Source organism: Streptomyces sp. NPDC050211 (assembly GCF_040656035.1).
GTDB lineage: Bacteria > Actinomycetota > Actinomycetes > Streptomycetales > Streptomycetaceae > Streptomyces.
The window spans coordinates 203,697-228,698 of record NZ_JBFALC010000010.1; the positions used below are offsets into that span (position 1 = coordinate 203,697).

At 68.8% G+C, this 25,002-nt stretch carries 23 protein-coding genes and 2 pseudogenes; 11 read left to right on the forward strand and 14 right to left on the reverse strand.

Going from position 1 to position 25,002, the window contains the following annotated elements; all coding sequences use genetic code 11:
* The first annotated feature begins 152 nt into the window (after positions 1-152).
* Positions 153-275: a hypothetical protein gene (locus AB0I98_RS13775; RefSeq protein WP_362940054.1), complete on the forward strand. Its 123-nt coding sequence runs from the start codon at positions 153-155 to the stop codon at positions 273-275.
* Positions 276-696: 421 nt separating this feature from the next.
* Here the strand turns inward: AB0I98_RS13775 and AB0I98_RS13780 are convergent, their stop codons facing one another.
* Positions 697-1,716, reverse strand: coding sequence for an aldo/keto reductase (locus tag AB0I98_RS13780; protein ID WP_362940057.1), 1,020 nt, complete (start codon positions 1,714-1,716; stop codon positions 697-699).
* Positions 1,717-1,829: 113 nt separating this feature from the next.
* On the opposite strand from AB0I98_RS13780, the gene AB0I98_RS13785 reads away from it, so the two are divergent.
* On the forward strand, positions 1,830-2,423 hold the full coding sequence (locus AB0I98_RS13785; RefSeq protein WP_362940059.1) for a helix-turn-helix domain-containing protein: 594 nt from the start codon (positions 1,830-1,832) through the stop codon (positions 2,421-2,423).
* Between the two features lie 48 nt (positions 2,424-2,471).
* Here AB0I98_RS13785 and AB0I98_RS13790 read toward each other — a convergent pair whose 3' ends face one another.
* From AB0I98_RS13790 to AB0I98_RS13810, 5 genes are all read right to left on the reverse strand, one after another.
* The gene (locus tag AB0I98_RS13790) at positions 2,472-2,777 is read right to left on the reverse strand and encodes a metalloregulator ArsR/SmtB family transcription factor (protein ID WP_362940062.1); all 306 of its coding nucleotides are present in this window, start codon (positions 2,775-2,777) and stop codon (positions 2,472-2,474) included.
* Between the two features lie 51 nt (positions 2,778-2,828).
* On the reverse strand, positions 2,829-3,131 hold the full coding sequence (locus AB0I98_RS13795; protein ID WP_362940065.1) for a hypothetical protein: 303 nt from the start codon (positions 3,129-3,131) through the stop codon (positions 2,829-2,831).
* 140 nt (positions 3,132-3,271) lie between these two features.
* Positions 3,272-4,153: a metal ABC transporter permease gene (locus AB0I98_RS13800; protein WP_362940068.1), complete on the reverse strand. Its 882-nt coding sequence runs from the start codon at positions 4,151-4,153 to the stop codon at positions 3,272-3,274.
* Positions 4,150-4,956 (reverse strand): ATP-binding cassette domain-containing protein, encoded by an 807-nt coding sequence (locus AB0I98_RS13805; RefSeq protein ID WP_362940129.1) that lies wholly within the window; start codon positions 4,954-4,956, stop codon positions 4,150-4,152. Before AB0I98_RS13805 ends, AB0I98_RS13800 begins: the two co-directional genes overlap by 4 nt.
* A gap of 71 nt (positions 4,957-5,027) precedes the next feature.
* Positions 5,028-5,969 (reverse strand): zinc ABC transporter substrate-binding protein, encoded by a 942-nt coding sequence (locus AB0I98_RS13810; protein ID WP_362940071.1) that lies wholly within the window; start codon positions 5,967-5,969, stop codon positions 5,028-5,030.
* A gap of 253 nt (positions 5,970-6,222) precedes the next feature.
* Here AB0I98_RS13810 and AB0I98_RS13815 point away from each other — a divergent pair, with 253 nt between their 5' ends.
* The 4 genes from AB0I98_RS13815 to AB0I98_RS13830 all read left to right on the forward strand — a co-directional run bounded on the left by AB0I98_RS13815 (position 6,223) and on the right by AB0I98_RS13830 (position 9,623).
* Positions 6,223-6,537 carry a DUF1490 family protein gene (locus AB0I98_RS13815; RefSeq protein ID WP_362940074.1) on the forward strand — a complete coding sequence of 105 codons (315 nt, stop codon included), beginning with the start codon at positions 6,223-6,225 and terminating at the stop codon, positions 6,535-6,537.
* Positions 6,538-6,549: 12 nt separating this feature from the next.
* Positions 6,550-8,787: a cation-translocating P-type ATPase gene (locus AB0I98_RS13820; protein ID WP_362940077.1), complete on the forward strand. Its 2,238-nt coding sequence runs from the start codon at positions 6,550-6,552 to the stop codon at positions 8,785-8,787.
* Positions 8,788-8,910: 123 nt separating this feature from the next.
* Positions 8,911-9,360: a transcriptional repressor gene (locus AB0I98_RS13825; protein WP_362940080.1), complete on the forward strand. Its 450-nt coding sequence runs from the start codon at positions 8,911-8,913 to the stop codon at positions 9,358-9,360.
* Between the two features lie 47 nt (positions 9,361-9,407).
* Complete coding sequence (locus AB0I98_RS13830) at positions 9,408-9,623, forward strand: DUF4177 domain-containing protein (RefSeq protein ID WP_362940083.1); 216 nt, start codon at positions 9,408-9,410, stop codon at positions 9,621-9,623.
* Positions 9,624-9,631: 8 nt separating this feature from the next.
* Here AB0I98_RS13830 and AB0I98_RS13835 read toward each other — a convergent pair whose 3' ends face one another.
* From AB0I98_RS13835 to AB0I98_RS13855, 5 genes and pseudogenes are all read right to left on the reverse strand, one after another.
* Positions 9,632-11,191 carry a hypothetical protein gene (locus tag AB0I98_RS13835; RefSeq protein ID WP_362940132.1) on the reverse strand — a complete coding sequence of 520 codons (1,560 nt, stop codon included), beginning with the start codon at positions 11,189-11,191 and terminating at the stop codon, positions 9,632-9,634.
* A 65-nt stretch (positions 11,192-11,256) separates the two neighbouring features.
* A complete protein-coding gene (locus tag AB0I98_RS13840) occupies positions 11,257-13,086 on the reverse strand; it encodes an NAD(P)/FAD-dependent oxidoreductase (protein WP_362940086.1) in 1,830 nt (609 codons plus the stop codon).
* A 100-nt stretch (positions 13,087-13,186) separates the two neighbouring features.
* The gene (locus tag AB0I98_RS13845) at positions 13,187-14,863 is read right to left on the reverse strand and encodes a hypothetical protein (protein ID WP_362940089.1); all 1,677 of its coding nucleotides are present in this window, start codon (positions 14,861-14,863) and stop codon (positions 13,187-13,189) included.
* 61 nt (positions 14,864-14,924) lie between these two features.
* Positions 14,925-15,881, reverse strand: a pseudogene (locus AB0I98_RS13850) (MMPL family transporter); the annotation flags it as partial.
* A 771-nt stretch (positions 15,882-16,652) separates the two neighbouring features.
* Positions 16,653-16,802, reverse strand: a complete 150-nt coding sequence (locus AB0I98_RS13855; protein WP_362940092.1) for a recombinase — start codon at positions 16,800-16,802, stop codon at positions 16,653-16,655.
* Positions 16,803-16,852: 50 nt separating this feature from the next.
* On the opposite strand from AB0I98_RS13855, the gene AB0I98_RS13860 reads away from it, so the two are divergent.
* The gene (locus tag AB0I98_RS13860; RefSeq protein ID WP_362940095.1) at positions 16,853-17,110 is read left to right on the forward strand and encodes a hypothetical protein; all 258 of its coding nucleotides are present in this window, start codon (positions 16,853-16,855) and stop codon (positions 17,108-17,110) included.
* Between the two features lie 21 nt (positions 17,111-17,131).
* Here the strand turns inward: AB0I98_RS13860 and AB0I98_RS13865 are convergent, their stop codons facing one another.
* Complete coding sequence (locus AB0I98_RS13865; RefSeq protein ID WP_362940098.1) at positions 17,132-17,956, reverse strand: methyltransferase domain-containing protein; 825 nt, start codon at positions 17,954-17,956, stop codon at positions 17,132-17,134.
* A gap of 125 nt (positions 17,957-18,081) precedes the next feature.
* Here AB0I98_RS13865 and AB0I98_RS13870 point away from each other — a divergent pair.
* Both AB0I98_RS13870 and AB0I98_RS13875 read left to right on the forward strand, forming a co-directional pair.
* A pseudogene (locus tag AB0I98_RS13870) lies at positions 18,082-18,192 on the forward strand (DUF6256 family protein); the annotation flags it as partial.
* Between the two features lie 13 nt (positions 18,193-18,205).
* The gene (locus AB0I98_RS13875) at positions 18,206-18,442 is read left to right on the forward strand and encodes a DUF6256 family protein (protein WP_362940101.1); all 237 of its coding nucleotides are present in this window, start codon (positions 18,206-18,208) and stop codon (positions 18,440-18,442) included.
* 134 nt (positions 18,443-18,576) lie between these two features.
* Here the strand turns inward: AB0I98_RS13875 and AB0I98_RS13880 are convergent, their stop codons facing one another.
* Entirely contained in the window at positions 18,577-19,413 is an 837-nt protein-coding gene (locus AB0I98_RS13880) for an NmrA/HSCARG family protein (RefSeq protein WP_362940104.1), read from the reverse strand.
* Positions 19,414-19,949: 536 nt separating this feature from the next.
* On the opposite strand from AB0I98_RS13880, the gene AB0I98_RS13885 reads away from it, so the two are divergent.
* Positions 19,950-20,570 (forward strand): hypothetical protein, encoded by a 621-nt coding sequence (locus AB0I98_RS13885; protein WP_362940107.1) that lies wholly within the window; start codon positions 19,950-19,952, stop codon positions 20,568-20,570.
* Positions 20,571-20,911: 341 nt separating this feature from the next.
* Positions 20,912-22,963: a PQQ-binding-like beta-propeller repeat protein gene (locus AB0I98_RS13890; RefSeq protein ID WP_362940109.1), complete on the forward strand. Its 2,052-nt coding sequence runs from the start codon at positions 20,912-20,914 to the stop codon at positions 22,961-22,963.
* A gap of 105 nt (positions 22,964-23,068) precedes the next feature.
* On the opposite strand, the gene AB0I98_RS13895 is transcribed toward AB0I98_RS13890, so the two are convergent.
* Positions 23,069-24,070: a hypothetical protein gene (locus AB0I98_RS13895; protein WP_362940111.1), complete on the reverse strand. Its 1,002-nt coding sequence runs from the start codon at positions 24,068-24,070 to the stop codon at positions 23,069-23,071.
* Positions 24,071-25,002: the final 932 nt, after the last annotated feature.

The following is a 25,002-nucleotide window of genomic DNA, read 5'->3' on the forward strand; positions in this document are numbered from 1 at the left end:
CGCAAGGTTCCCGTCCATATTCACGCCACACCATGGGGACAGCGGTCGGTGACCACGCGGGGAGTCACCGACCTGCTCGACCTCGTCGGGCCGGGCCGAGCGGGCCGGTCGTGCCGTGACGTTCGTGCCGGGGCGATCAGGAGAAGTGACGGATGAAGACGTCCGACTTACCGTTGGTGTCGCCCGGCACGATGTCGTCGGCCGTGGACTGGAAGACCACGTCGCGCCCCGTCGGCGACGGTCCGTTCGTGTCGTTCGGGGCGTACAGCAGTTAGCGGCCGGTGGGATCGATGGCCACGCCCCGACATTCGGCACCAGTTGGGCGGTACCCGAGCCCATGTCGTGGACGTAGGTGTCGGAGCCCGAGAGGTAGACGACCTTGCTGCCGTCATCGTTGAGCTGGACGAGTGTCGCCCACGTGGACACGCCATCGATCGGGCCGGAGGTGGTGCCGCTGGTCCGGTCCCGCACGAAGACGTCCTCCGTCTTGCCGTTCTGGTAGGCGACATAGCGGCCGTCGCCGCTGATGGACGGCCGGCTGCAGCTGTACCAGCAGTTGGTGGAGATCTCCCGTCCCGTGCTCACCTGAGGCAGGCGGATCCGCGTGTTCCTCATCCACTGGGTCGGGGCGTCGGGCGTGATCGTGCGCATCGACGGGCGGCCAGCGGGCAAGGGGCACAGAGCGACTTCGAGTGATCAGCGGCGCCGCAGGGACGGGTCGAGCAGCGCGGGCGGTGTGTCGTGCTTCTCGTGTGGGGCGAGGTCGGTGCCGGGGGCGACGATGGCATCGATCGCGTCGAGCACATCGGCGGAGAGCACGGTGTCCGCGGCGGCGAGTTGGGCGTGCAGGTGGTCCGGTGTGCGGGGGCCGATGAGGGCGCTCGTCACGCCGGGATGCGCGGTCACGAATCCGAGCGCGAGCTGGATCATGGTCAGCCCGGCCTCGTCGGCGACCTTGGCCAACTGTTCGACGGCCTCCAGCCTGGCCCGGTTGACGGGGAGGGAGAGGTCGAAGCGGTCCGGCATGAACGTGGAGCGGCTGGTGGTGACCTCCCGGCCCTCGCGGACCGCGCCCGACAGCCAGCCCGAGGCCAGCGGGCTCCACACCAGCACACCGAGCCCGTACTGCTCGGTCACGGGCAGCACATGGGCCTCGATGCCGCGCTGGAGGATCGAGTAACTGGGCTGTTCGGTGACGTAGCGGCTCAAGTGATGCTCGCGGGCGGCCCATTGGGCCTGCACGATGCGGTAGGCGGGGAACGTCGAGGAGCCGAAGTACCGGATCTTTCCCGCGCGTTGCAGGTCGGTCAGCGCCGACAGCGTTTCCTCGTCACTGGTGTTCGGGTCCCACCGGTGGATCTGGTACAGGTCGACGTGGTCCACGCCGAGGCGGCGCAGGCTGTCGTCCAGGGCGGTGACCAGCCAACGGCGCGAGCTGCCTTGATGGTTGGGTTCGTCGCTCATCGGCATGTTCGCCTTCGTGGCCAGCACGATGTCGTCGCGGCGGCCGGCGATGGCCTTGCCGACCAGTTCCTCCGACTCGCCCGCGCTGTACATGTCCGCGGTGTCGATGACGTTGATGCCGCCCTCGAGTGCGGCATCGATGATGGCGGTGGCCTCGTCCTGGGTGGTACGTCCGATCCTGCCGAAGTTCATCGCGCCGAGCGCGAGGGAGCTGACCTGCACACCGGTGCGGCCCAAGGTGCGGTACTGCATGACCGTATGCCTCCATGGCGGATAGCATGAATAAGCGGAACGTTGCTCCGTTAACGATACGGAGCGATGTTCCGCTTAGCAAGCGCGGCCGGCGAATCAGTGGAGGAATTGGCGTGGGGAACAACGGCGAGGAGGGCGTGGCACGCCCGGCCCGGCCCAAGCGGGCGGACGCCCGGCGCAACAAGGAGACGCTGCTCGACGCGGCCGCAGAGGTCTTCGTCACCGCGGGCGTGGACGCGCCGGTACGCGATATCGCGGCCCGCGCCGGCGTCGGGATGGGCACGATCTACCGCCACTTCCCCACCCGAGCGGATCTCATCATCGCCGTCTACCGGCACCAGGTCGACGCCTGCGCCGAGGCGGGACCGACCCTTCTCTCGGCCGCTCCCACCCCGCATGCCGCGCTGGGACAGTGGATCGACCTCTTCGTCGACTTCCTGGTCACCAAGCACGGACTCGCCGCCGTGCTGCAGTCCGACAACTCCGGCTTCGACACGCTGCACACGTACTTCCTCGACCGCCTCGTGCCCGTCTGCACCCAGCTGCTCGAAGCGGCGGCCGACGCCGGGGAGATCTGCGCCGACGTGGACGCCTACGCACTCATGCGCGGCGTCGGCAACCTCTGCATCGGCGCGGACAGCGACCCCCGCTACGACGCCCGCCAACTGGTCGCACTCCTCATCGCAGGCCTGCGCCGACCGCAATGAAGACCTGACGCAGTGACGTCGACGTGTCTCGTTTCGCACGTGGTGCGCCTATTCCTGTGCGTGCCGGATGGCGTCCAGCACGATGTGCGCCACATGGTCGTCGGTGAGGCTGTACTGCGTCTCGCGGGCCTGGCGCCGGGCCGTGACGATGCGCGAGGTGCGCAGCACCCTCAGATGCTGGGAGACCAGGGGCTGGCTCACGCCCAGTGCGGCGACGAGTTCGTGGACGTACTTCCCGCCCTCGGCCAGTTCGCGCACGATGCCGACGCGCACGGGTGAGGCCAGGGCGCGTAGCAGGTCACTGGCTGCCTGGAGAGCCTCAAGTGGCTCACCGGCGGAGGAAGGGGAGGTCATCGCCACATGCACAAATTAGCATATGACAATGATTCCCAGCGCCACGGATTCTCAGTGGTCGTCCCAGTGCCCGTCGTGAACGGCGTGACGGTGACCGTCGTGCACGTAGTCGGTGTGGTCCTCGTGCGGCACGGCGACATGCCCGCAGCCCTCACCGTGCTGATGGTCGTGGTCTTCATGGGCGGCATGACCCGCGGCGGCGCATTCGTCGACGTGGTCGCCGTGGACCCGGTGAATGTGGCCGTCGTGGGCGTAGTCGGTGTGGTCGCCGTGCGGGATGGCCACGTGTCCGCAGCCCTCGCCGTGGGTGTGTACGTGGTCCTGGTGCGTGCGGTGGTCGGTGGCAGTACTCATGGGGGCTCCTTGCGCATTCCTCTGACCGGCCGCGGACTCATGCCGGCCGATCCATTGCGACATTAACATATAGCAACTCCTGCATGCATCGCGGAGCCGCCCCCTCGAATCCCCACGAGAGGTAGCCCGATGACGGTTGGTCAGGCGGACTCGGGAACGGTTTCCCGCGCTCCCCACTGCCGGGTCCGGTACGTGCCCACCAGCCGGCAGACAAGGTAGATCGCGAACGAGATGGTGGTCACGTAGGGGCTGATGGGAATGCTGCTGCCCAGGGCCAGCAGGATCCCGCCCTCGATGGAGGCCACCGCGAAGACCACGCTCAGCACGGGCAGCAGCACGGGAGACGCCGTGATCCGGGCCGCGGCGGCCGCGGGTGTGACGACGAGGGTGAGGACCAGCAGCGCGCCGACGATCTGCACGGACAGCGCGACCGCGAGCCCCAGTACGAGCATGAAGGCGAACGACAGGGCCCGAACCGGCACCCCCCGGGCCTCGGCCACCTCCGGGTCGGCGCTGGCGAAGGCGAGCGGGCGCCACATGACCATCAGCGCTACGAGCACCACGGCCGATGTGCCGAGCAGCCAGGACATCTGCGGGGTGTCGACGGCGACGATCTGCCCGGTGAGGATGCCGAACTTGTTCGCCGCCCGGCCCTTGTACAGGGCGAGGAAGAGCACGCCGAGGCCGAGGCCGAACGGCATGAGGGTCCCGATCACCGAGTTGCGGTCCCGCGCGCGCGAACCGAGCAGCCCGATGGCTCCCGCGGCGATGAGCGAGCCGACGATCGAGCCGCCCACAATGTTCACGCCCAGCAGCAGCGCGGCCGAGGCGCCGGCGAACGACAGCTCACTGATCCCGTGCACGGCGAACGGCAGGTCCCGCATGATGACGAAGACCCCGACCAGGCCGCCGACCAGGCCGAGTGCGACGCCTGCGATGAGGGAGTTGCGGACCAGGGCGAGCAGTTCGCCGTAGTTGTCGAAGTTGAAGATCTGCTGCCAGATCCCCTCGGCGATCGTCATGGCCGTACTCCGTGGGGCAGTTCAGAGTGGTGCGGCGGCTGGGCCACCTCGTCGGGCACGCCGACGACGGTGATCCGGTCCCGGACCCGGATGACGTCGACCTGTGTGCCGTACAGCTGCGACAGCGCCTCCGAGGTCAGCACCTCGTCGGGGGTGCCGACCCGGAAGCCCCCGCGGGCGAGGTACAGCACGCGGTCCACCAGTCCCAGCACCGGGTTGATCTCGTGGGTCACGAACACCACCGCCGTGCCGTGCGAGCGGCGCCGGGCGTCCACCAGTTCCGTCACGGCTCGCTGATGGTGCAGGTCGAGAGAGAGCAGCGGCTCGTCGCACAGCAGGATGCGCGGGTCGGTCGCCAGCGCCTGCCCGATGCGGACGCGCTGACGCTCGCCGCCCGAGAGCAGGCCGACGGGAACATCCGCGTACGCGGCGGCCCCGACCGAGGCGAGGACCTCGTCCACGCGGCGGCGTACGGCGCCCGAGCGCAGCCGGGGCCCGAAGCCGTGCCCGTCGATGCCGAAGCGGACCAGGTCCCGGGCGCGCAACATCGCCTGCTCGGACAGCGTGGCCTGCTGCGGGACATAGCCGATGTGCCGGCTGCCCTTGTGCGGCGGACGGCCCAGAACCGTCAACTTCCCCGCGGACAGCTGTCGTTGGCCCAGCAGGGCGCGTACGAAGCTGGTCTTGCCCGATCCGTTGGGCCCGAGCACGGCCAGGAACTCCCCTGCCCGGACGTCGAGATCGAGGTCCTGCCACAGCACCCGCTCGCCGTAGGACAGGGCCGCACCGCGCAGGCTGATCACCGCGGCGTCCGTGCCACGGTCCTCGATCCTGCCCTCGCGGGCACGGGGCAAGGAGGTCACCGTGGGCCGCCTCACTTGCCCAGCGCGCTCGCGAGCGCGTCGACGTTGGCGGTCATCCAGCCGAGGTAGTCCTTGCCTTCGGGCAGGGTCTCGGTGACGGGGACGACGGGAATCCCGGCGGTCTTGGCCGCCTGCTCGACCTTCTCGGTCTGCGGGCCGGAGGTCTGGTCGTTGTAGACCAGAGCCTCGACCTTCTTGTCGGTGAACAGCGCCAGCGTCTCCTGCAGGGTCCTCGGGGAGACGTCGTCGCCTTCCTCGATGGCTTCGCTGAACTCCTCGGGCGTCTTGTTCACCAGGCCACTCGCCTCGGTCAGGTACAGCGGCACCGGCTCGGTGATGGCGATCGGCTCGCCGCCGTGGTCGGTCTTGATCCGCGCTTCCTTCGCCTCCAGCGGCTTCAGCTTCGCCTTGAAGGCGCCCGCGTTCTTGGTGAAGCTGGCGGCGTCGTCCGGGTCGGCCTTGGCCAGGGCTGCCGCGATGCGGTCGGCGAGCTTGGCGGTCGTGGGGAAGTCGTACCAGACGTGCTCGTTGAGCTCCCCGCCCGCCGGGGCGGTCTTCCCGGAGACCTTGACGGCGTTGATCACTTCGGCGGACGAGTTGTCGCTGCTCTTCAGCATGCGGTCGATGAAGTCGTCGTAGCCGCCGCCGTTCTCGACGACGACCTTCGCCTTGGACAGCGCCAACTGGTTCTGCGTATTGGCCTCGTAGGAGTGCGGGTCCTGGTCGGGATCACTGATGATCGAGGTGATGTCGACCTTCCCACCGCCTATCTGCTTGACGATGTCGCCGTAGACATTCGTCGAGGCCACTACGGCGACGGCGGACGCGGAAACGGGACTCTGCCCGGCGCCGGTGTCGCTGCCGGAATCGGACGAGCTGCCGCAGCCGGCCAGGAGGACCAGGGAAGCACCGGTGATGAGCGGCGCCAGGCGCCGGGATGAGGACGCACGCATGAATGATTCCTCCGCAACCAGGGGGGACGTCCACCGAGCTCTACCTGTCCCGGCGTCAGCACCACGCTAGATGGAAACGGATGTCAAGAAGGCCTTCCAGCCATTCCATATGACAATCATTACCGGGAAATGACCCTCTGTCGCCCTGGCCTGGCGCTGTACGGCTGATGCGCGATATCCGCTGCGGGACGAGAATGGATATACCGCGCCGAAGAAGGATGAATCCCCTTCGCGGGCTCCGCGGAAGGAGGCCATGATGCATCCCGCCGCTCTCGCGGGTGTGGTCGTGGGCCGCATCACGCACTACGCCCTGTCCGGAACCGCCGGCGTACTGGTTCTGCGAGGAGCCGCCAAGGCCGCCCCCAAGGCGAAACCCGTGGCCCGCCGGCTGCTGGTCAGCGGCATCGCCGGTGGCATCACGACGGGGCGCCGGCTCGGGGAGGCCGCCGAGGAGGCTCGCCTGAAGGCCGGAGACCTGCTGGCGGAGGCCAGGGAGCAGCTGGGTGAGGAGGCGCCGCCGCCCTCGGCGGTCGGTGTCGAGGGACACGCCCACGACCACGAGCACTGAGAGGCGGTCGTCATGTCCGGCACGCCCGCACCCGGCGATGGGCCCGTGCCCGGTCCGGGCTCCGGTTCCGGAGTGGTGGTGCGGTCCGCCGCCGCCGGCCGCGTACGGCTGCTGGTTCCCTGGCTGCGCGCGCGGCCCGGCTGTGCCGGGATCGTCGATGAGCGGTTCACGGATCTGCCGGGTTTCCGGGCACTGCGGATCTTCCCGCGGACCGGCGCCGTGATCGTCTGGGTGCAGCCCGACCTGGTCGACGTGGACCGGCTCGTCGCCGCCCTCGCCGAGGCGCCGCCGCCGGGGATGCCGGCCAGGGACAGCCGGTCCGTGCCCGACTCCTCCACGGGGGAGGTCGCGCGGCTGGTCGTCGGCGGTGCGGTGCTTGCTTGCGTGGCCCTGCGGCGCCTGCTCGGCCGGCCCCCGTGGGCCCCGGCGGGCTCGGCCGGCCTGCTCGGCGCGGTCACCGTCTTCACCGGGCTGCCGTTCTTCCGCGGCGCCGCACGCAGCCTCGGCGGCAGACGCCACGCGGGCACCGATCTGCTGGTCACGACAGCGACCGTGATCTCGCTGATCCTGCGCGAGAACGTGGTCGCGCTCATGGTGCTGTGGCTGCTCAACATCGGCGAGTTCCTCCAGGCCATCACCCTCCGGCGGACCCGTCGCGCCATCGAGGAACTGCTCTCCATCGGCGAGGAGCGGGTCTGGCTGGTCCGCGACGGCGTGGAGGTGGAGGTCGACCTCACGGAGGTCAGGACCGGGGACGTCGTAGCGGTCTACGAGCACCACCGCATCCCCGTCGACGGCACCGCCGAGTCCGGCGAGGCGCTGGTGGACCAGGCGGCGATCACCGGCGAGGCGCTCCCGGTGTACGTCCAGCCGGGCACCGAGGTGTACGCGGGCACCCTCGTCTCCACCGGTTCGATCACCGTACGGGCCACCTCGGTCGGACAAGACACGGTCGTCGGGCGGATCATCAGCCGGGTCGAGGAGGCGCAGGCCGACCGGGCCCCGATCCAGACCGTCGCCGCCGCCTTCACGCGACGCTTCGTGCCCGTCTCCTTCGCCCTCGCCGGGGTCACGTACGTGCTCACCCGCGACGCCCGGCGGGCGATGACGATGCTGCTGATCGCCTGCCCCTGTGCCGCGGGCCTGGCCACCCCGACCGCGATCAGCGCGGCCATCGGCAACGGCGCCCGCAGGGGCACCCTCATCAAGGGCGGCACCCACCTGGAGGGGATCGGCCGCGTCACCGCCGTGGTCTTCGACAAGACCGGCACCCTCACGCTCGGCCGCCCCCTGGTCACCAGCGTGGTCACGCTCGATGAGGCGGTCACCGCCGACGAGGTGCTGAGCCTGGCGGCCTCCGGCGAACTGCACGCCCGGCACCCGCTCGCCGAGGCCATCGTCCGGCGCACCGAGGAACAGCACCTGCACATCCCGATTCACCAGGCCTGCGAGGTCGTACTCGGCATGGGCGTACGCGCCGAACTCGACGGCACCCGCCTGCTGGTGGGCAGCCCCGCCCTGCTGCGCCGCCACGGCCTGGAACTCTCCGACGTCGCCCAGGACTGGACGAGCCGACTGCGCACCGCCGGCGAGACCGTCATCTGCCTCGCCCACGACGACAGGCTGATCGGCATGCTCGGCCTGTCCGATGCCGTACGCGGCGGAGCCGACACCGTCGTCCGCCAGCTGACCGACCTCGGGGTCACCCGCATCGCGCTGCTGACCGGCGACGCACCCGAGACCGCCCAGGCCGTGGCCGACGCCCTCGGTATCACGGAGGTGCACGCCCACGCGCTGCCCGAGGCCAAACTCCAGCTGATCCGCGACCTCCAAGCCGAGGGACACAGCGTGGCGATGGTCGGCGACGGCACCAACGACGCCCCCGCACTGGCCCTCGCCGACGTCGGCATCGTCATGGGCGCCCACTCCTCCCACGTGGCCCTGGAGACCGCCGACATCGCCCTGGCCGGAAACGACCTGCGCAATGTCGCCGCCGTCGTCGAGCTCAGCCGGCACACCCTGCGCGTCGTACGGCAGAACTACACCCTCTCCATCGGCGTGAACCTCGTCGGCCTCGTCGCGGGCGCCGGCGGCTCCATCAACCCCGTGCTGGCCGCCCTGCTCCACAACACCAGCAGCATCGCCGTGGTCGCCAACTCCGCCCGGCTGGTGGGCCACACCCCCCACCTGCCCAGCGACGCCGCCGCCCGGCTGCGCGCCGCGCCGCTGGAGGAGCGGCGCGTGCGCTGACGTCACACACCGTCAGTCCGGCGTTCCCCGCACCCACCCACCCCACATGAGCTATCGTTCATATGGCTATGGCTTTCATTTTCATCATACTGTCGGACGGCAGGCCCTGGGAGTGAACGTGGTGTGAGCGACCCGACGAGGCAACAGCGGCCGACCCGGCAGCGGTCGGCCCTCCTCTCAGCCCTCGCGAGCTGCCACGACTTCGTCTCCGCACAGGACCTGCACGCTCGCATGACCGAGGACGGCGCCCGGATCGGCCTGACCACCGTCTACCGGGCCCTGCGCGACCTGGAGGCCGCGGACGCGGTCGATGTCGTCCAAGCCGGCGCCGGTGAACGGCTCTACCGATGGCGGCCCGCCGGCAGACACCGCCACTACCTGATCTGCCGCGCCTGCGGCAGCAGCCGACCGGTGGACTCCGAGGTGGTCGAGGAGTGGGCCGGACGGATCGCCGTCGACTCCGGATTCGCGGCGGTGGAGCACACCGTCGAACTCACCGGCGTCTGCGCCGGCTGTCAGCCCACCGCGGACGAAGGGGAACTGCCGTCACGCCTCTGGGATACCGGCGTGTGATTGGGTGGCCCGGACACGCCGACCGACGCGCAGGAGAGCCCGTAGCCATGAGCAGCCCTCAGACGTACGAGTACAAGGTCGTCACCTTCCGGGAGTCGCTGATCGGCGACGCACTGGACGGGGACAAGCTGGAGAAGGTCCTCAACAAGCACGCCGAGGACGGTTGGGCGCTCAAGGCCATCACGTCCGCCGACGTCAAGGGGCGTATAGGACCCGGCGCGGTGGAGGGATTGCTGCTGACGCTCGAGCGGCCGCGCGGCTGACGTAGTAACTACGTGGCAGGCTCCCCTCGTCGCAGCCGCAGCACGGTGCCCTCGCCGTTCGCCGACAGCAGCAGCGTGCCGTCCGGGGCGGTGGTGAGGCCGGCGAAGGAGCGGGGGGTGCCGGGCATGTCGTGGGTGAAGAGGGCCGGTTCGGTACGGGTCGTGCCCGGGGGCAGGCCCACCGGCAGGTCCTCGGCCTCGACCCGGCACTCCCCCGTGGTGAGGGAGATCGCCGTGAGCGTCCGCCGGCCGGTCTCCACGATGAACAGCTCGTCGCCCAGGAGCGCCAGCCCTTGCGGGGACTGGAGTCCGTCGGTCAGGGTGACCGGCGGAACTTGGTCATTGATGACCAGCACCGTGCCGCGTTGTTCGTCGCTGACGTAACAACGGCCTTCGGCGTCGAACGCGACGTCGACGGGGTGGCCGAGGCCTTCGGCGAGGACGGTGAGGGTGTCGTCCGCGTCCAGGGCCATGATCCGTCCGGCGCCCGTTTCCGCGAACACGGTCCGGCCGTCCGGCGCCGTGGTGATGCCCGTCGGCCGGTCAAGTCCCTTCGCGCGTACTCGGGTTGCGCCCTGGGCCGGGTCGTGGGTTCTGATCTCGCCGTACTGGGAGGTCGTATGGAGCAGCCCGTCGTCCGCGGTGACCGCGTGGGTCAGTTCGAGGTGGCCGTGCGTGCGCACCTCGCCGACGTCACGGACGCCGGTGGGCGGCAGAGCGGCCACGCGGTAGTGGTCTGCCGCGTACACGGTGCCGCCGAGGTCGACCGTGAGTCCGAAGGGGCCGTCGAGTCCGGTCGGCACGATCTCGCGGATGCGGCCGTCGGGGTGCATCTCGGTGACGCCTCCGCTGGCGAAGCTGGAGACGTACATGCGGTTCTCGTCGTCGAAGGCGGCGTTGTCCAGGCCCACGACGCCACTGGTGACGACCGACCGGGCACCGGAGCCGTGCAGGTCGATCCGGGTCACGATGCCGGCCTCGCCCCGCGAGAGAACGGTGAGGACGCCACCCCGGTCGAAGCGGACCGCGACCGGTTCGTGGACGTCCTGCGCGACGCGTTCGGGCGCTCCGCCGTCGGGCGGGATGCGCCACACCTCGCCGGTCAGCATGTGCGGGTAGTACAGGCAGCCGTCCGGGCCGAGTTGCATGGCGTTGCCGAGCGCGAGTCCCTCGGTGAGCACCACCGGATCGCGGCCGTCGGGGAAGAGCTCCAGGAGCCGGCCGTTCATCTTCATCTCGTTGACGAAAAGCCGGTCTCCCACACAGGTGATGCCGTTGGGCACCCGCACCTGGTCGGACACGAGCGTGTAGTCGCCCTGCGGGCTGCGGCGCCACACCCTCCCGGGAACGAGGTCGGCGATGTACATCGAGCCGTCCGCGCCGAACGCGAGGTCGTCCGGCGACTGGACGGGGCCGTCCATCGGGACGATCACCTCGATGTCGGCGGTCGCCGGATCCACGGCGCTGATCTGGCCGGCGAGGAACTGGGCGACGTACAGCCGCGCGTCGGGGCCGAAGGCCACGCCGTTGGAACCCCACAGCCGGCTGGGCGGGTTGAGCCGGGCGATGTCCCAGCGGTTGCTGCGGCCGGGGCTGCGTCCTCCGGTGCCGTACCGGTCGGCCGGCGTCGCCGTCACGCCGTGTCCCCGTCTCCGTCGACGAGGACCTCGTTCAGGCCGCCGTTCGTACGCCACTTGCCCAGCAGGGCGTGGAAGGCGACCGGTCCGTCGCCGTACGACTCGCTGCGCTGCCTGGGCCGGCCTTCGTTGTTGTAGTAGCCGGGGGTGCACTCGGCCTGGAAGCGGTAGAGGTCGGCCGCCTTCTGACGGATCGTCGCCACCCATGCGGCCTCGGCCTCGGCGCTCGGCTCCACCCGCAGCGCCCGCCGGTCGCGTGCGGCACGGACCACGGCGGCCACGTGGGTGGCCTGTTCGTCGAGGACGTGGACGAAGTTGACGGAGCTGGCGTTCTGCAGCGGGCCCAGCTGGAAGAGGTTCGGGAAACCGTGGCTGTAGAAGCCGTGCAGGGTCTTGGGACCCTGTCGCCATGCCTCGGTCAGGGTGACGCCGCCCCTGCCGTGGACGGGGAGCCGTCCGGAGAAGACGCCGGAGACACCGACGTCGAAGCCGGTGGCGAAGATGATGCAGTCGACCTCGTACTCCCGGCCTCCGACGACGACCCCGCTCTCGGTGATCCGCTCAACGCCGTGGCAGTCGGCCGTGTCGACGAGGGTGACGTTCGGCCGGTTGAAGGTCTGCAGGTAGGAGTCGCTGAAGGTGGGCCGCTTGCACATGTAGCGGTACCAGGGCTTGAGCAACTCGGCCGTCTCCGCGTCGTCGACGAGGGCGTCCACGCGGGCGCGGATCTCGTTCATCTTCTGGTGGTCGGCGATCTCGTACGCCCGTTCCCGCTCCTCGGGCGGCAGCTGCCGGCGGTGGCTGTCGCTGGGGATCAGCTTCTGCTGCAGCCGGGCCGTGTGGGTCCAGCCGTCGTCGACGAGGTCCTCGTCCGCCGGGCCGCCGGTGACCAGGGTGAGGAAGTTCTCCATGCGACGCCGCTGCCAGCCCGGCGTAAGCGACTCGGCCCAGTCGGGATCCGTGGGGCGGTTGCCGCGTACGTCGACCGAGGAGGGCGTGCGCTGGAACACGTACAACTGCCGGGCGTCGGCGGCCAGATGCGGTACGCACTGGATCGCGGTCGCGCCCGTGCCGATCACGCCGACGCGTTTGTCGGCGAGCCGGTGGAGGTTTCCATCGGCGTCGCCTCCGGTGTACGCGTAGTCCCAGCGGCTGGTGTGGAAGGTGTGGCCCTTGAAGTCGGTGATGCCGGGGATGCCGGGCAGCTTGGGCTCGCTGAGGGTGCCGCTGGCGGTGACGACGTAGCGTCCCCGCATCCTGTCGCCCCGGTCGGTGGTGAGGATCCACTCCGACTCGGCGTCGTCGTAGCGCAGTTCGGTGACCTGGGTCTGGAAGCAGGCGTCGCGGTACAGGTCGAAGGTCCGCCCGATCGCCTGGGCGTGGCGGCGGATCTCCTCGCCGGGGGCGTACTTCCACTGCGGGACGTAGCCGACCTCCTCCAGCAGCGGCATGTAGATGTACGACTCGATGTCGCAGTGGATGCCGGGGTAGCGGTTCCAGTACCAGGTGCCGCCGAAGTCGCCGCCCTTCTCGATCACGCGGATCGATGCGACGCCCGCCTGCCGGAGCCGGGCGCCGGCGAGCAGTCCGCCGAACCCGCCGCCGACGATGGCGACTTCGACCCGGTCGGTCAACGGCTCGCGGCCCGGCAGCGGTTCGGCGTACGGGTCGTCGGCGTAGTAGCCGAACTCTCCGGCGAGCCGCTGGTACTGGCCGCCGCCGTCGGGGCGGATTCTGCGGTTCCGCTCGGCTCGGTAGCGGGCGCGCAGCGACTCGAGGTCCAGGCCGGGCGCGTCGGGGCCGGGTGAGGCGTGGGGGGAGGTCATGGGCGCAGTCAATCGGGCCTCGAATATTTACGTCAATCAACTGCCTTAAATTTTGGCCATGTCGGGATCGCTACGACGGTGAGGACGATCCCCCTGTCCGTCAGTGCTCCGGGGCGCAGCAGTCGTCCTTGGCGTCTCGCTCCAGGCGGCAGAAGCAGGACGCCTCAACGGGGATGTCCGTCATGGCGGCGGCCATCTTCAGCTGCTGGGCGACGATGCGAGCCTCCCCCAGCTTGCCGAGGCGGAGCAGGCACTCGTGGAAACCGTGCAGGGACCAGACGTTGCCGGGGTGCTGCAGGGCGCGCGGGAGGGAGTCGTCCAGGCCCAGGTCGGCGCGGTAGACCGCTTCGGCCTCCGCGACGCGGCCCTGTTCCAGGAGGAGGGCGCCGTAGGCGTGCCGGGTGGGCTGCATCCATCCCCAGGGCTCGTCGTACGGGAGGTTGTCGTCCAGGTCGATGGCCCGTTCCAGGGCGGCGAAGGCGGTGTCGTGGTTGCCCTTGCGGTACTCCAGCTCCCCGTCCAGCATCGCCGAGGCGACGGCGAGGATGTCGGCGCAGGTGTTGTTGAACAGCATGCGGGTGGGCGGGACTTGGGCTAGGGCACGGTGGAACAGCTCGCGTTCGGTCTCGGCCTCCGGGATGCGGCCGGTCGCCGAGAGGGCGACGCCGCGGGCGTAGTGCAGCATCGCGGTGGTCACGCTGTAGAGCTCCGGGTCGGCGGGCAAGGGCAGTTCGAGGATGTCCGCCCAGCGGCCGAAGCGGATCAGGACGTGGACCCGCATGGCCAGAAAGCCCTCCAGCCAGTCGGCCATGGGCGGGCTCTGCACCCGCAGCAGTTCTTCGGGGATGGAGGCTTCGAGTTCGGCGGCCGTCTGAAGTGCGGTTCGGGACTGGCCGAGGAACATCGCACCGTAGATCTTGAAGTGGTAGTTGTGCGATCGGTACAGGGTGTAGAAGTTCATCGCGCCGGAGCGGGCCCGGAACTTCTCGTCGGCGGCGATCGCACGGGTGTTGTCCGACACGACGCGCCGGTAGTCGCCGCACAGCACGTCCAGGTGCGAGGGCATGTGCTGCAGATGCCCCGCGTCCGGCACGAGGTCGCGCAGCCGGTCGGCGACCGGAAGGGCGTTCTCCGGGGTCGGGGACATCTCCATCAGGTGGATGTAGAGGTGCAGCAGGCCCGGGTGGCGTGCCCCCTCCTCGGTGGCCAGTGCGCCTTCCAGGACGGCCTTGGCCTCCCTCGTGCGGGCACCTTCGGCGGGCTCTCCGGTGGGCAGGTCCCACAGCTGCCAGGGCGTGAGGTTCATGAGGGCGTCCGCGTACAGCGTGGCCACGTCCAGGTCGTCGGGCGCGAGGTCGTAGACGGCGCGCATGCTCTCGGCGTAGGGCGCGTTCCACACCGAGCAGTCCTCCACCGCCTCCGCCTGCGGATAGCGGGCGCGCAGGGCTTGGATCAGGGCCTGCTCGACGGGCGTGGTGCCGGCCGCCCTGGCGTGGGCGAGTTCCACGGCGGCGTGGGTCCGGTCGACGGTGCGTTGCAGGTCGTCGCCGTCGAAGGCCTCCCACGGCTTGTTGTAGTTGGGGCCGAGCGCGTAGGCGATGCCCCACTGGGCCATGGCGCAACCGGGGTCCGCCGCGGCCGCGGCCTCGAAGCAGCGGACGGCTTCCTCGTGGTGGAAGGCGTACGTCCACACCAGGCCGCGGTCGAACCACAGCTGGGCCTCGGCGGACGAGGTCGTCACGGGGCGGGAATGGGTGCCGAGATCGTAGTAGTCCATGGGCTTCTCCTCGCATCCGCCATCAGTCCGGTCACGGCCTGCCGGCCGCACCACCACCGGCCTACCCACCCTGAGGAACGCTGCATCCGCCCATTGGTGGCTGTCTCAGGGGCACTTTCCGTTCGCTCTCGCCCTCGGCAACGATGTGCGGCAGCACCCGATCCAGCAGGCGCGGAGTCCACCAGGCGTGGCGGCCCGCAGCATCATCACGGCCGGTGCAGCAGCAGACGGACGATGTAGCGTCGATGAGGACGCTGACGGCCAGGCCCGGGCCGGGCATCCTCACCCCGATGTTGTCGCTGACGATGAACGCCGCGAACATGCTCACCATGATCAGCTCCGCGCAGGTGATGACGCGGGCGGTGATCTCCAGGGCGGGGGCGGCGGACGCCCTGGCGTCACCGGTGCGCAGCCAGGCCTCGGGCACCCTCGACAGCAGGAAGATCTCGCAGTTCAGCTCAGCCCGAAGATGATCGCAAACACCATCATCGGCACAACGCCGTAGGACGCGGCGCAGCACGTGCAGCACAGCTGCCCTTCAGGGCGACCAGCAGGCCGCGGAAGACAGCCAGAATGATCAGGAAGGCGAGTGTGACGACCACGCCGATGACGAGCGGCAGCCGACCGCGACGACATCGCGGAAGTCGATCTGGGACGCGGTGGTGTCGGTGGCGCAGCCGTCTGCGTCTGTGCCGGCGACCGCCGCCGTCGACCGGCTGTTCGTCAGGTCCGTGGTGTGTCGGCGCTCCGTGGGGACGTCTCGGAGTACACCGCGGCGACCAGCACGTCGCCGTCCTCCGTCGGCGGTAGCTGCGTCACCGTCGCCGCGCCGTCGACGCCGTCGATCGCCTTCCGGGTCTGCGAGCCGAGCGAGGAACCCTGGGAGCCGGGCGCCATGGTCTGGTCGATGACAACGGGTGGGCGGACCGTTGGACCCGGGCCCGAAAGCGTCGGTCATCAGGTCGTGGGCCCGCCGGTCGGTGAACGACGTCGGGTCAGCGCCGTCGCCGATGTGGCCCTCGCGCTGCTCTCGGCGGCACGCCGATGGCGGAGCGGCCCTGCTGCCCGGGTCCGAAGCACCGGCCGCTGTGGAGCTGCGACAACGGCCGCAGCTTCGACGTAATGCGGTTACCGGGTGACCGCGGCTGATCAGGCACGCATGGTCGGCCGGCCATCGTCGTGATCTTGTCGACTCATGCGGAGCGAGGCGGCGTTCCGAGTCGAGGGTGGAACCTCCCCGGGGGCTGCGGTGTATAGGAAGTGAGCGGGGCCGAGGGCCATCCGCCTGTACGAGCGTGCATGAGGGACAGTCGATCGTCAGGTGGGCAGCCTGGTGGCAGTACGCTGCCGGCGCCGGACAACCTGCCGCCGCGTACTGAGTTGAGGTACAGGAAATCCCGGTGAGATTGATCTTGCTGCGGTTCCCCTATTCCTGATGGGGCTCGGGTGTGCATTGAGCTTGCTGTTGAGCGGCCCCTCCAAGAAGCCCGACGCCCCGCGACCGGCGCATCTGCGAACCGGCGCTAGCCGGCCACGACTGCAAGGGGAACGTAGGCCATGAGTTCAGCGACCACCGCCGGGCGAGGCCGGGCGGTGTACTTGGCGATGTGCAGCAGGACCGACACCGCCGCCTGGCAGCGCGAGATCGCTCATGCCGCGATGAGCGTGTTTCGGAAACCTGGTTTGAGTGGGTCGTTCCCAGCTCGGTCGTCGTGCTGGGAACGACCCGACGGGAACTCAGATCAGCGGCCGCGGCGACGCCCAGTATGCCGAGCTCGGCTGGTGCGATTCAGGTCAGACGCTTGGTCTCCTCCCGTTTCTGCCGGAGGTAAGTGAGGGTGATGTCCATGCCCTCGACTTCACCCAGCCATGTCTCGCGCTCGGCGCGGGCGCGGCGGGCCAACAGGTCCTCCTCGATCTCATCGAGGCGTGGCAGCATTTCGGGTTTATGGCGAGCATGGGGCATCGCAAGCGTGTATTCGATGCTCCATGCTGCGCCCGGATCCGGCGCAGAGACACCGCCTCGTCGAGATCCGCGACAACCTGATCGCCCGAATCACCGAAGCAGAACAGGAGGGATGGCTCGGTGAGATCGAAGGACTCCAAGTCAGCCTCGTCAGCGCCGAGGAGAAGCGGGCCCAGCTCGACTCGGAACGAGAACGGCACTGCAAGGTGATCGACCTCGGTATGCCTACCTTCAGCCAGATCGCGACACGGACCAGCACAGCTACGAGACCTTCGAGTTAGTTCAGGGGCGGGTCCCTCGCCTCACTGGGCGCGCCGTCCAACACGGAGGACGGTCAGGTAACGGCGTGATGCTCGGTCGCCCATCCGCGTGCGGATCCGCTCGGCAACGGCGTCGAGCAAAGGCTCACGGACGTCGCGATCGAGTCTCCGGTACAGCGACAACGAGCGAAGGTGATCGGCAAAGCCGTCCCCGGTGAACCACTGAACGGTTGGATACCAGCGCATGATCGTTGGGCCGAACAATTCTCCGGGATCGTCGACCAGGCCCCAGCCCTCGTCGGTGGTGCGCACGTCGTCCTCCAGGGGAGGATGACCCCAGTCGGGGTTCCCGGGGCAGAACCGCTCGTGTAGATCGGCGGTCTCGGCGTACACCTCCGGTTCTCCCGGTCGGCGGACAACGACGTTGCCGAGCAGCGCCATCCAGCCTGTGGGATAGAGCACGTCGTGCGCTCGCTGCCAGCCAATCGACGGGTCGACCCAGTGCCACGACGACGCAGCCACGAGAACATCACAGCGTCGACCGCAGTCGTCCCACTCCTCAAACGTCGACTCCTCGACTTGGACGTTGCGGAAAGAGGCGAGACGCTGGCGAGCAAATGCGGCCATGTCGGCACCCGGCTCGATGGCGGTCACTGAGCATCCGAGCGCTGCCAGCGAGCGCGTCGCCTGACCAGTACCGCAGCCCACCTCCAGCACCGACGACCGTTGGTCCATGCCGGTGACGGCGCGAAGGTCCGCGAACAACTCGTCGGGGTATCCCGGCCGGACCCGGTCGTAGAGCTCAGGCACCTCGTTGAACACTCGGCCGAGGTCGTGTCGGTTGGGGCGCGTCTTCGGATCAGTCACGGATGCACAAGCTATGAGGTCCGTCCACGGAAACGCCACTGTACGGCAGCCGCTGCCGCGCTGCCGCCGGTAGTTCAGAGAAGAGGGCCCGTGCCGTGCTCCCCCTCCCTCTGAACATCGGGCTCATGCTGGTTGGCTACCTGCTGGTCATGGGGTACCTCGCCGTTGGCCTGCGGCTCCTTCGCCGGCACAGGCCCGGCCCGGAGAGGGCGGCCGGGGATCCGACTCGCGAAGCAACTCGCTCCCGGCGTGCCCGGACCCGGCTGGCCCGGCCTGATCCGCCAGGTGCTCGGCACCGCCGTCGGCGGATACGTGCTGCTGATGGCCGTGGTGGTCGGCTACTACCACGGGGTGGCGCGCATGGGGGGCCGCTTTCTGACCAGCGCGTTCACCGGCTCCGCACTGCTGGTGGGGATCGCCGTGCCGGTGTTCTTCACCGCCTCATGGCTCACCGAGCGACAACGGCGTAAGCGCGCTTCCGAGTGACGGGCATCCGCGCCGACCCGCACGGCGGCAATCGTGCCGGCCCGCGGACCCGTAGGCCGCGCGGCGACGCCCCGGGGGCGCGCTCGCTGCCCGGTTGGTTGCGGTCTCGAGTGTGGACAGGGCTGGACAGGGGGTCAGGAGACGGGTGTCTGCAGCCGTCGGGACAGGAAGTCTTCGAAGGACATGAGGGCTGGATGCAGGCGCCGCAGGGTGGGGATGTCCGCCTCGTAGCCCTCCTCCGCGAACCACTCGAACATGCGCTCCTCGATCGGCAGGGCCTCGAAGCGCGTTGGAGTGCCGGTGACCCGTTCATAGATCTCTGCTACCTCGGGGAAGGTGACCTCGTCGCCAGCCAGCTCGATCTGGCGGCCGATGTACTTCTGCGGGTCGTTGAAGGCGGCCGCAGCGAAGAACCCGATGTCGTCGCCGGCAATCAACTGCATCGGCTTGTCTGGCTTCACAGGCAGCGACATGAGCCGCTCGCCCTCGGCGTCGGCGTAGTGCAGCAGGTTGTTCATGAAGAACACCGGCCGCAGGATGGTGGCGGGCAGTTCGAGGGCCTGGATGTGCCGCTCGATCTCGGCCTTGCTCTCGAAGTGGTCGATCCCAGTGCGGCGTTCGGCCCCTCCCACGGAGCTGTACACGAGGTGCTCGACCCCCATGGCCTTGGCCGCGTCCGCCACCGCCTTGCCTTGGCGGACCTCTGCGGCGAGCGTTGCCGGCTCGTACGCGAGTGCCTGCACGCTGAACACGCCGTGAACGCCGGTCATGGCGCTACGCACGGACGCCTCATTGTCCAAGTCGCCCCGGACGAGGGTCGCCCCCTGCTCCTTGAGGGCCTGGGCCTCTGGCTTGTCCGGGTTGCGGACCAGGGCGCGGACGCTCCATCCGCGAGAAAGCAACTGTCTTGCGGTGGCTCCGCCCTGATTGCCGGTTGCGCCGATGACCAAGATGCTCTGTGTGTCGATCACGATGACCCCTCACCTCGCGACGGCCGCTCCTGTCTGCGGCTCGCCCGACGGCTCAACCCTTCAACCTCAAGCAGAGTTGAGGTCAACCCATCTGGCTGCCTACGGACGCGGCAATGTAAGCCCGAGGACGACAATCCGATGGCGATTACGCACAGTCACCCCGTATCTGGCCATACTCGGGGGAAATCTTGCTGGCCGCCGTCAGTGTGACTGAGGAAGCTTGACCGGCCTCGCCTGTGCGCGACATGGCCCATGCAGACAGCAGTCACCTTCCATCCGTCATCGAACATCACTGTTTCACCTATCTGGATGGCCCGGTGCGCCGCTTGTGGCAGGTGCTTTTCGCCCTCGGGAAGATCCTGCGCGGCGAAGGCCACCAATACTCACGGACCTGACGAAGGGACTTCCCGATGCGCATACAGGCGTGGAGCCAAGCGAGGGCTGCAGCGGTTGCCGGCTCGGCCGTTCTGGTGACGACACTCGCGATCGGAGTCGTTGGTCCGACAGCAACGGCTGAGCCCAATCGCCCTCCCAAGGTGCACTACACCAACAAAACCAAGGTGAAGGCCGACGGCCCGGCATGCGCTGTCCATTGGAACTATCCGCATCGCGGCGTCAACGACCGGACCTGGCCGGCGGGCCCGTCAACGGCCAGCAGGATCGTCGGCGTGCGGTACACCGCGGGCGGCTACGCACTCGTCCGCGACGGTGCACGGCAACGGGCACAGACCGCGCCCTGGTGGGGGTGGATCAGGAAGAGCTGTCTGATCGACCCCGTCGCACGGAAGTTCCCTCGTGTGGCGCACCCCCGGGACTTGGCCAACCGGCCCGACCCCAACAGCTACGCACCGGCACTGCAGCAGCGCCATGCGACCGGCGGAGACAATCGCGTCAAGCTCGTGGACATCACGCCCGACCCGGGACGCAAGAGGGGCAGCGTGAAGGTCGGAACGACCGGGACGCTACGCAACGGGCCCGTGAAGTTCGCCACCGGCAACGTCGGAAAGGGCTGGGTCTTCCACATCACCCGCACCACCTGCCGCCGCGCCGACGGCAGGCCGTACGACCCCGCCCAATGGGTATTCGGCTACTCCCCTGACGCACGCCGCTGGGGCTGGGTCCAGGCTCGGCACCTGCCGAACTGCACCCGCGCGTAAAGAGGCGTGAGGGCTGGGAGCTCGCCGATTTCTCCCAGCCCTGTGGGTGCCTCTCACTCCTGGCCGAGCGCACAGCATGTCGGAGGCCCCGCAGACCAGAGCCGCACGGGCGTGCCCGCCGCGTGCCCGTAGCGCGGACTCGCCGCGTGGACCAGCGGGGAACCATGGTCACGCCTCCGCTACGGACGATGCGGCCGAGATCACAGCAGTGCCACAGAGCCCTCAGAGGATTCAGTGAGGCTCTTGGCAGCTTGCTGCTGGCCGCCGTTCGTCGTGCTGTCAGATATCAAGCCGGGGGCGTGCATGGCTGAGCCGCAGGCGTCACCCGCGAGGGAGCTTGGGTGACGCTGCTGAAGGGCGATCCCACCGAGGTGGGTGGTTACCGGTTGGATGGCCGGTTGGGCGCGGGTGGGATGGGCGTGGTGTACCTGGCCCGCTCCCCGGACGGGCGCGCGGTCGCGTTGAAGGTGATCCGCCGCCAGTGGGCCGAGGACCGTGAGTTCCGGGCGCGTTTTGAACTGGAGGTGGCCGCGGCGCGGATGGTGCACAGTGGCTTCACGGCGGCGGTGGTTGATGCCGATCCGTGCGCGCCGGAACCCTGGATGGCCACTGTGTACATGCCGGGCGAGTCTCTCAGCGAGCGTGTGGACCGGCAGGGCCCGCTGGCGGGCGGGGAGTTGCTCCGCCTGGCCCGCGCTCTGGTCGTTGCACTGCGTGACATCCATCGCGCAGGCGTAGTCCACCGCGACCTCAAGCCCGGGAATGTCCTGCTGACCTCGGACGGCCCGCGAGTCATCGACTTCGGCATCGCTCGGGCCCTGGACGGCAACCCGCTCACCGAGACAGGTCATGTGGTCGGCACGCCGGCGTTCATGGCCCCCGAGCAGTTTCTCACCGACCGTGAGACCGGGCTGGGGGCCGATGTGTTCTCTCTCGGGTGCGTGCTCACCTTTGCTGCCACGGGTCGTAGCCCATTCGATGCCGAAAGCCCCTACGCCGCCGCCTATCAAGTCGTCCACGAAGAGCCAGCGCTCGCCGAGGTACCCGACAGCATCCGCGGGCTCGTGGAGACGTGTCTGGCCAAGAACCCGGTCGACCGTCCCGGCGTCGAAGAGCTTCTGACGGGTCTGGATGCCGCTTCAGCGCCGCCACGGGCTGCGAGGAGGTCGGCCATGTTGCGCAGGGCGGGTGCGGGAGTGCTGCGGTGGGCATCCCGGCCCGTGCCCGCCTGGGTGGCGGGTGTGACGGCCCTGGTTGTCCTCGCCGCGGGCGGGACCATCGCGGCCACCGGCGGAATGCCGACACCGTGGCTGTTGGCGCACCCAGCGCCGGCCGGGTGGAGACCATGGGAGACCAAGATCAACGACGACCCGGGCTCGGGAGAGACCTGCATGCCCGACACAGACTCGATCTACTGCGCGGTCGGCGGGCGGACATTGCTGCGCCTCGATACGGACGACGGCGCCATCGCCTGGCGGCACGCGATCCCCGCCTACAAAGGCAGGGGCAACACGGACGGCGATGGTTGGTCGGACACATTTGTAGATCTCGTAGGCATCTCAGAAAACACCCTCCTGTACGCCCAATACGACGTCGACTACAGACGACTCCGTGCTGTGGACATCCGGACCGGACAGACCCTGTGGGCCAGAACGTTCACCGAACTCGTCCGGGAAGTCCGTCTGTCCGCAACCACGTTCTTCCTCGTCTTCGGGCGCAGGATTGAAGCCATCGACCTGAACACAAGGGCCGTTCGATGGTCCCGAAAGTTCCCCGGCATCCCCTACCTGGTCGCCACCGCCCACGGGCTGTACCTGACCACGACCGTGCGCTCCCGCACCACCGTCACCGCGCTGGACGAGCACACCGGTAGGTCACGATGGGGCACCACCATGGACGGTGAACTCCATTACCAGACATCGACGCCAAGTGCCCTGTACTTCAAGGACCCCATCGGCGGGCAGCGACGCGGCGCCCTGGTCCGCCTGGACACCCGCACCCGCAAAGCCACCGTCCCACTACTGCCGGACCCCACCGATCAGAACCAGCTCACGCACCAAGCAGTGGCACATGACGCCACCGTGTGCCTGGCCTATCACAACGGAACCATCACGGTGATCGACGACAACACCGGCGCGAGACGGTGGTCCACCCACATAGGTCTACGTATCTCCGCAACCCCCACCGTGGTCGGCCATCACATCTATCTCGCCGCCGGGGACGCCAACGTGACCGCCCTGGATGCCCGCAACGGAGAACGACTCTGGCAACAGCGCCACAGAGGAAACGGCACCGGCCGGCACCGGCCGTCCGTCATGGCCACCAACGACCATCTCTACGCAGTGTCCCGACAGGGCACCGTGTATACGGTCAGCATGACCCAGACACCGTGAGGAAGAGCCATATCTTCCTCGAGGCAGGTGCCGCTCGTCCAGCAGAAGGTCGCTCGGTCCACTCAACCACGGTTGTACCCCTTGTCGTACGGAGCCGCTCGGCGGTCAGTTGGAGAGCTCGATCTCGGTCCAATGCCGCCGATCGGACGCCACCTGGAAACGGTCTTGTGCCCAATGGGACTGGTACTGCGAGCGCTCCGCGTCCGTCACAAACCATGGATCCGCGGGAAGGTCCGCTTCGGGGAAGGAGGCCCGCAGGACGAGGTACGTGATGGCGATGTCGGCCCGCTGGGAGTCCGTGAGAGATTCGACCGGGGGAAGCGGGTCGGTCGGGCGGGAGGGTGCCACCGGCGGCTGAGCCGGTGTGTCACTGATCGGCAGGGGGCGCTCGGCCAACCAACGGGAGGTGCTGATACTCCGCTCGAAGACCGTGCTCGGGAGGGGGCGGAACAGCCGCGTTGGTAGGCCCGCGAGGTCGCGGATGTGCCATTCAGCGACGGAGTCCCGCGCCGATCTTTCCGCTGTGTTCCGGAGGGCCTCCAGCCGGGACAGGCTGATCAGCCACTTGCTGCCCGCCCACCAGTTGACGAGCGGCAGTACCAGCGCGAGCGTCACCAGCCCGCCGTTCCCATTCCATTGGAGCCCGGACCTGCCCCACCACCATGGGGGGACCGCAATGACCAGCAGGATGCTGGCGCCCCGAGCTACCCAGGCGGATGGATCATGGCGTGACATCCGATGGACGAAGCTCAGCCGACGCCGGGAGACGGCACGCGAGATCATCCCGTGGACGAAGACGTTTCCCTCGGTCGTGATCTCATCGAACACCCAGCCCGCACGCTCGGGTGACGGCATCCGGTTCCGATAGTCCTTGATGTGGGCGGCGAGGAACCGCGCCGTGAACGCGTGAGCGACCGTCAGCGCGGTGAAGACGAGCCACATCCGGTCGACCGGCACGGAGACCGAGGCCACCTGGAGGGACTGGCCGCCCGCCAGGAGACGGGTAAGCACTACGGCGACGGCCAGGAGACCGCCGAGGGCCAGAATGCGTGCCGCGTTGCGGGCTCCGGACACGATGCGTCGCTGAGCGGGACTCGGGTCGGTCACCGGCTCACGATCGTTCAGCCGGACCGAGGTTGGCAAGCCTCCACCCGCGGTTCTCCAGGAGCTGACCACGGCACCTGGACGTCACCTGCCGAACCGTGAGGACGCGCACGGGCCGGCAGCAGATGGCCGGCACGAGCATGTCGGCGTCGGCTTGGAGAAGGTCACGCGCGTGACTGAAACGGTAACGCTCGTGATCTCGATCGTGTCCTTGTCGACGTCGATAGCGGTTGTTCTACTGGCAGCGCCGGCACGGCGACTTCGAACTGGCCCGTCTGCTCCACGCCGACCTGACAAGCGGCGAGGTGGCGAAAGCCCTCGACCTGCTGGGAACCCTGCTGCACTCCCCCAACTCCATCCGCGACGACGACCTCCCGACGTCCGGACCGCATACTTCACGCTGCTGTGGTGCTTCGAGCTGCTCTACGCCGGCCGCCGCGCCATCCAGGACGGCGGCACGGCAAGCCGCCGTCCGCTGCGGTTACTCGACCGGCTGATCAGCGTGCAACTGACGTACTGGTCCCTGAACTTACCCCGCGTCCGCGACGAACTGCAGCAGCGCATGGGGCCGATCGAAGGCGAGCAAGTCGATGGGGGTCTTCGAGGAACTCAAGCGCACCACCCTGCCCTCCTGAACCGGCTTCAAGGCCACCCGCGCCCCCGGTCGAAGACGGCTTCGCCCATCTGAAGAACTAATCCCTTTCCAAGGGCATCCCGAGGGAGTGGCGCAGTTCTTCGGATGTTCGAGTCGGGTGCTGGATGTATGCCTTCTGAAGAGCGGGCCTTGATGCCTCTCGCCAGACCGGTGACAACCAGCACCCGCGAGCGTCGACACCCATCTGTCGGTAACGGCTGAATCGTGGACCGGGGGCACCAGATGAAAAGTGGACCTCACGCTGTCAGTTGATGTTGGTCATTCCCCGGTGTTGGCCGTG

Bases quoted from the DNA above. Each gene is read 5' to 3' on its own strand.
- AB0I98_RS13830 (WP_362940083.1), top strand. From the start codon at position 9,408: ATGAGCAGCCCTCAGACGTACGAGTACAAGGTCGTCACCTTCCGGGAG.
- AB0I98_RS13845 (WP_362940089.1), bottom strand. From the start codon at position 14,863: ATGGACTACTACGATCTCGGCACCCATTCCCGCCCCGTGACGACCTCG.
- AB0I98_RS13820 (WP_362940077.1), top strand. From the start codon at position 6,550: ATGTCCGGCACGCCCGCACCCGGCGATGGGCCCGTGCCCGGTCCGGGC.
- AB0I98_RS13860 (WP_362940095.1), top strand. From the start codon at position 16,853: ATGCTGCGCCCGGATCCGGCGCAGAGACACCGCCTCGTCGAGATCCGC.
- AB0I98_RS13775 (WP_362940054.1), top strand. From the start codon at position 153: ATGAAGACGTCCGACTTACCGTTGGTGTCGCCCGGCACGATGTCGTCG.
- AB0I98_RS13790 (WP_362940062.1), bottom strand. From the start codon at position 2,777: ATGACCTCCCCTTCCTCCGCCGGTGAGCCACTTGAGGCTCTCCAGGCA.
- AB0I98_RS13855 (WP_362940092.1), bottom strand. From the start codon at position 16,802: ATGCTGCCACGCCTCGATGAGATCGAGGAGGACCTGTTGGCCCGCCGC.
- AB0I98_RS13810 (WP_362940071.1), bottom strand. From the start codon at position 5,969: ATGCGTGCGTCCTCATCCCGGCGCCTGGCGCCGCTCATCACCGGTGCT.
- AB0I98_RS13780 (WP_362940057.1), bottom strand. From the start codon at position 1,716: ATGCAGTACCGCACCTTGGGCCGCACCGGTGTGCAGGTCAGCTCCCTC.
- AB0I98_RS13815 (WP_362940074.1), top strand. From the start codon at position 6,223: ATGATGCATCCCGCCGCTCTCGCGGGTGTGGTCGTGGGCCGCATCACG.
- AB0I98_RS13800 (WP_362940068.1), bottom strand. From the start codon at position 4,153: ATGACGATCGCCGAGGGGATCTGGCAGCAGATCTTCAACTTCGACAAC.
- AB0I98_RS13840 (WP_362940086.1), bottom strand. From the start codon at position 13,086: ATGACCTCCCCCCACGCCTCACCCGGCCCCGACGCGCCCGGCCTGGAC.
- AB0I98_RS13795 (WP_362940065.1), bottom strand. From the start codon at position 3,131: ATGAGTACTGCCACCGACCACCGCACGCACCAGGACCACGTACACACC.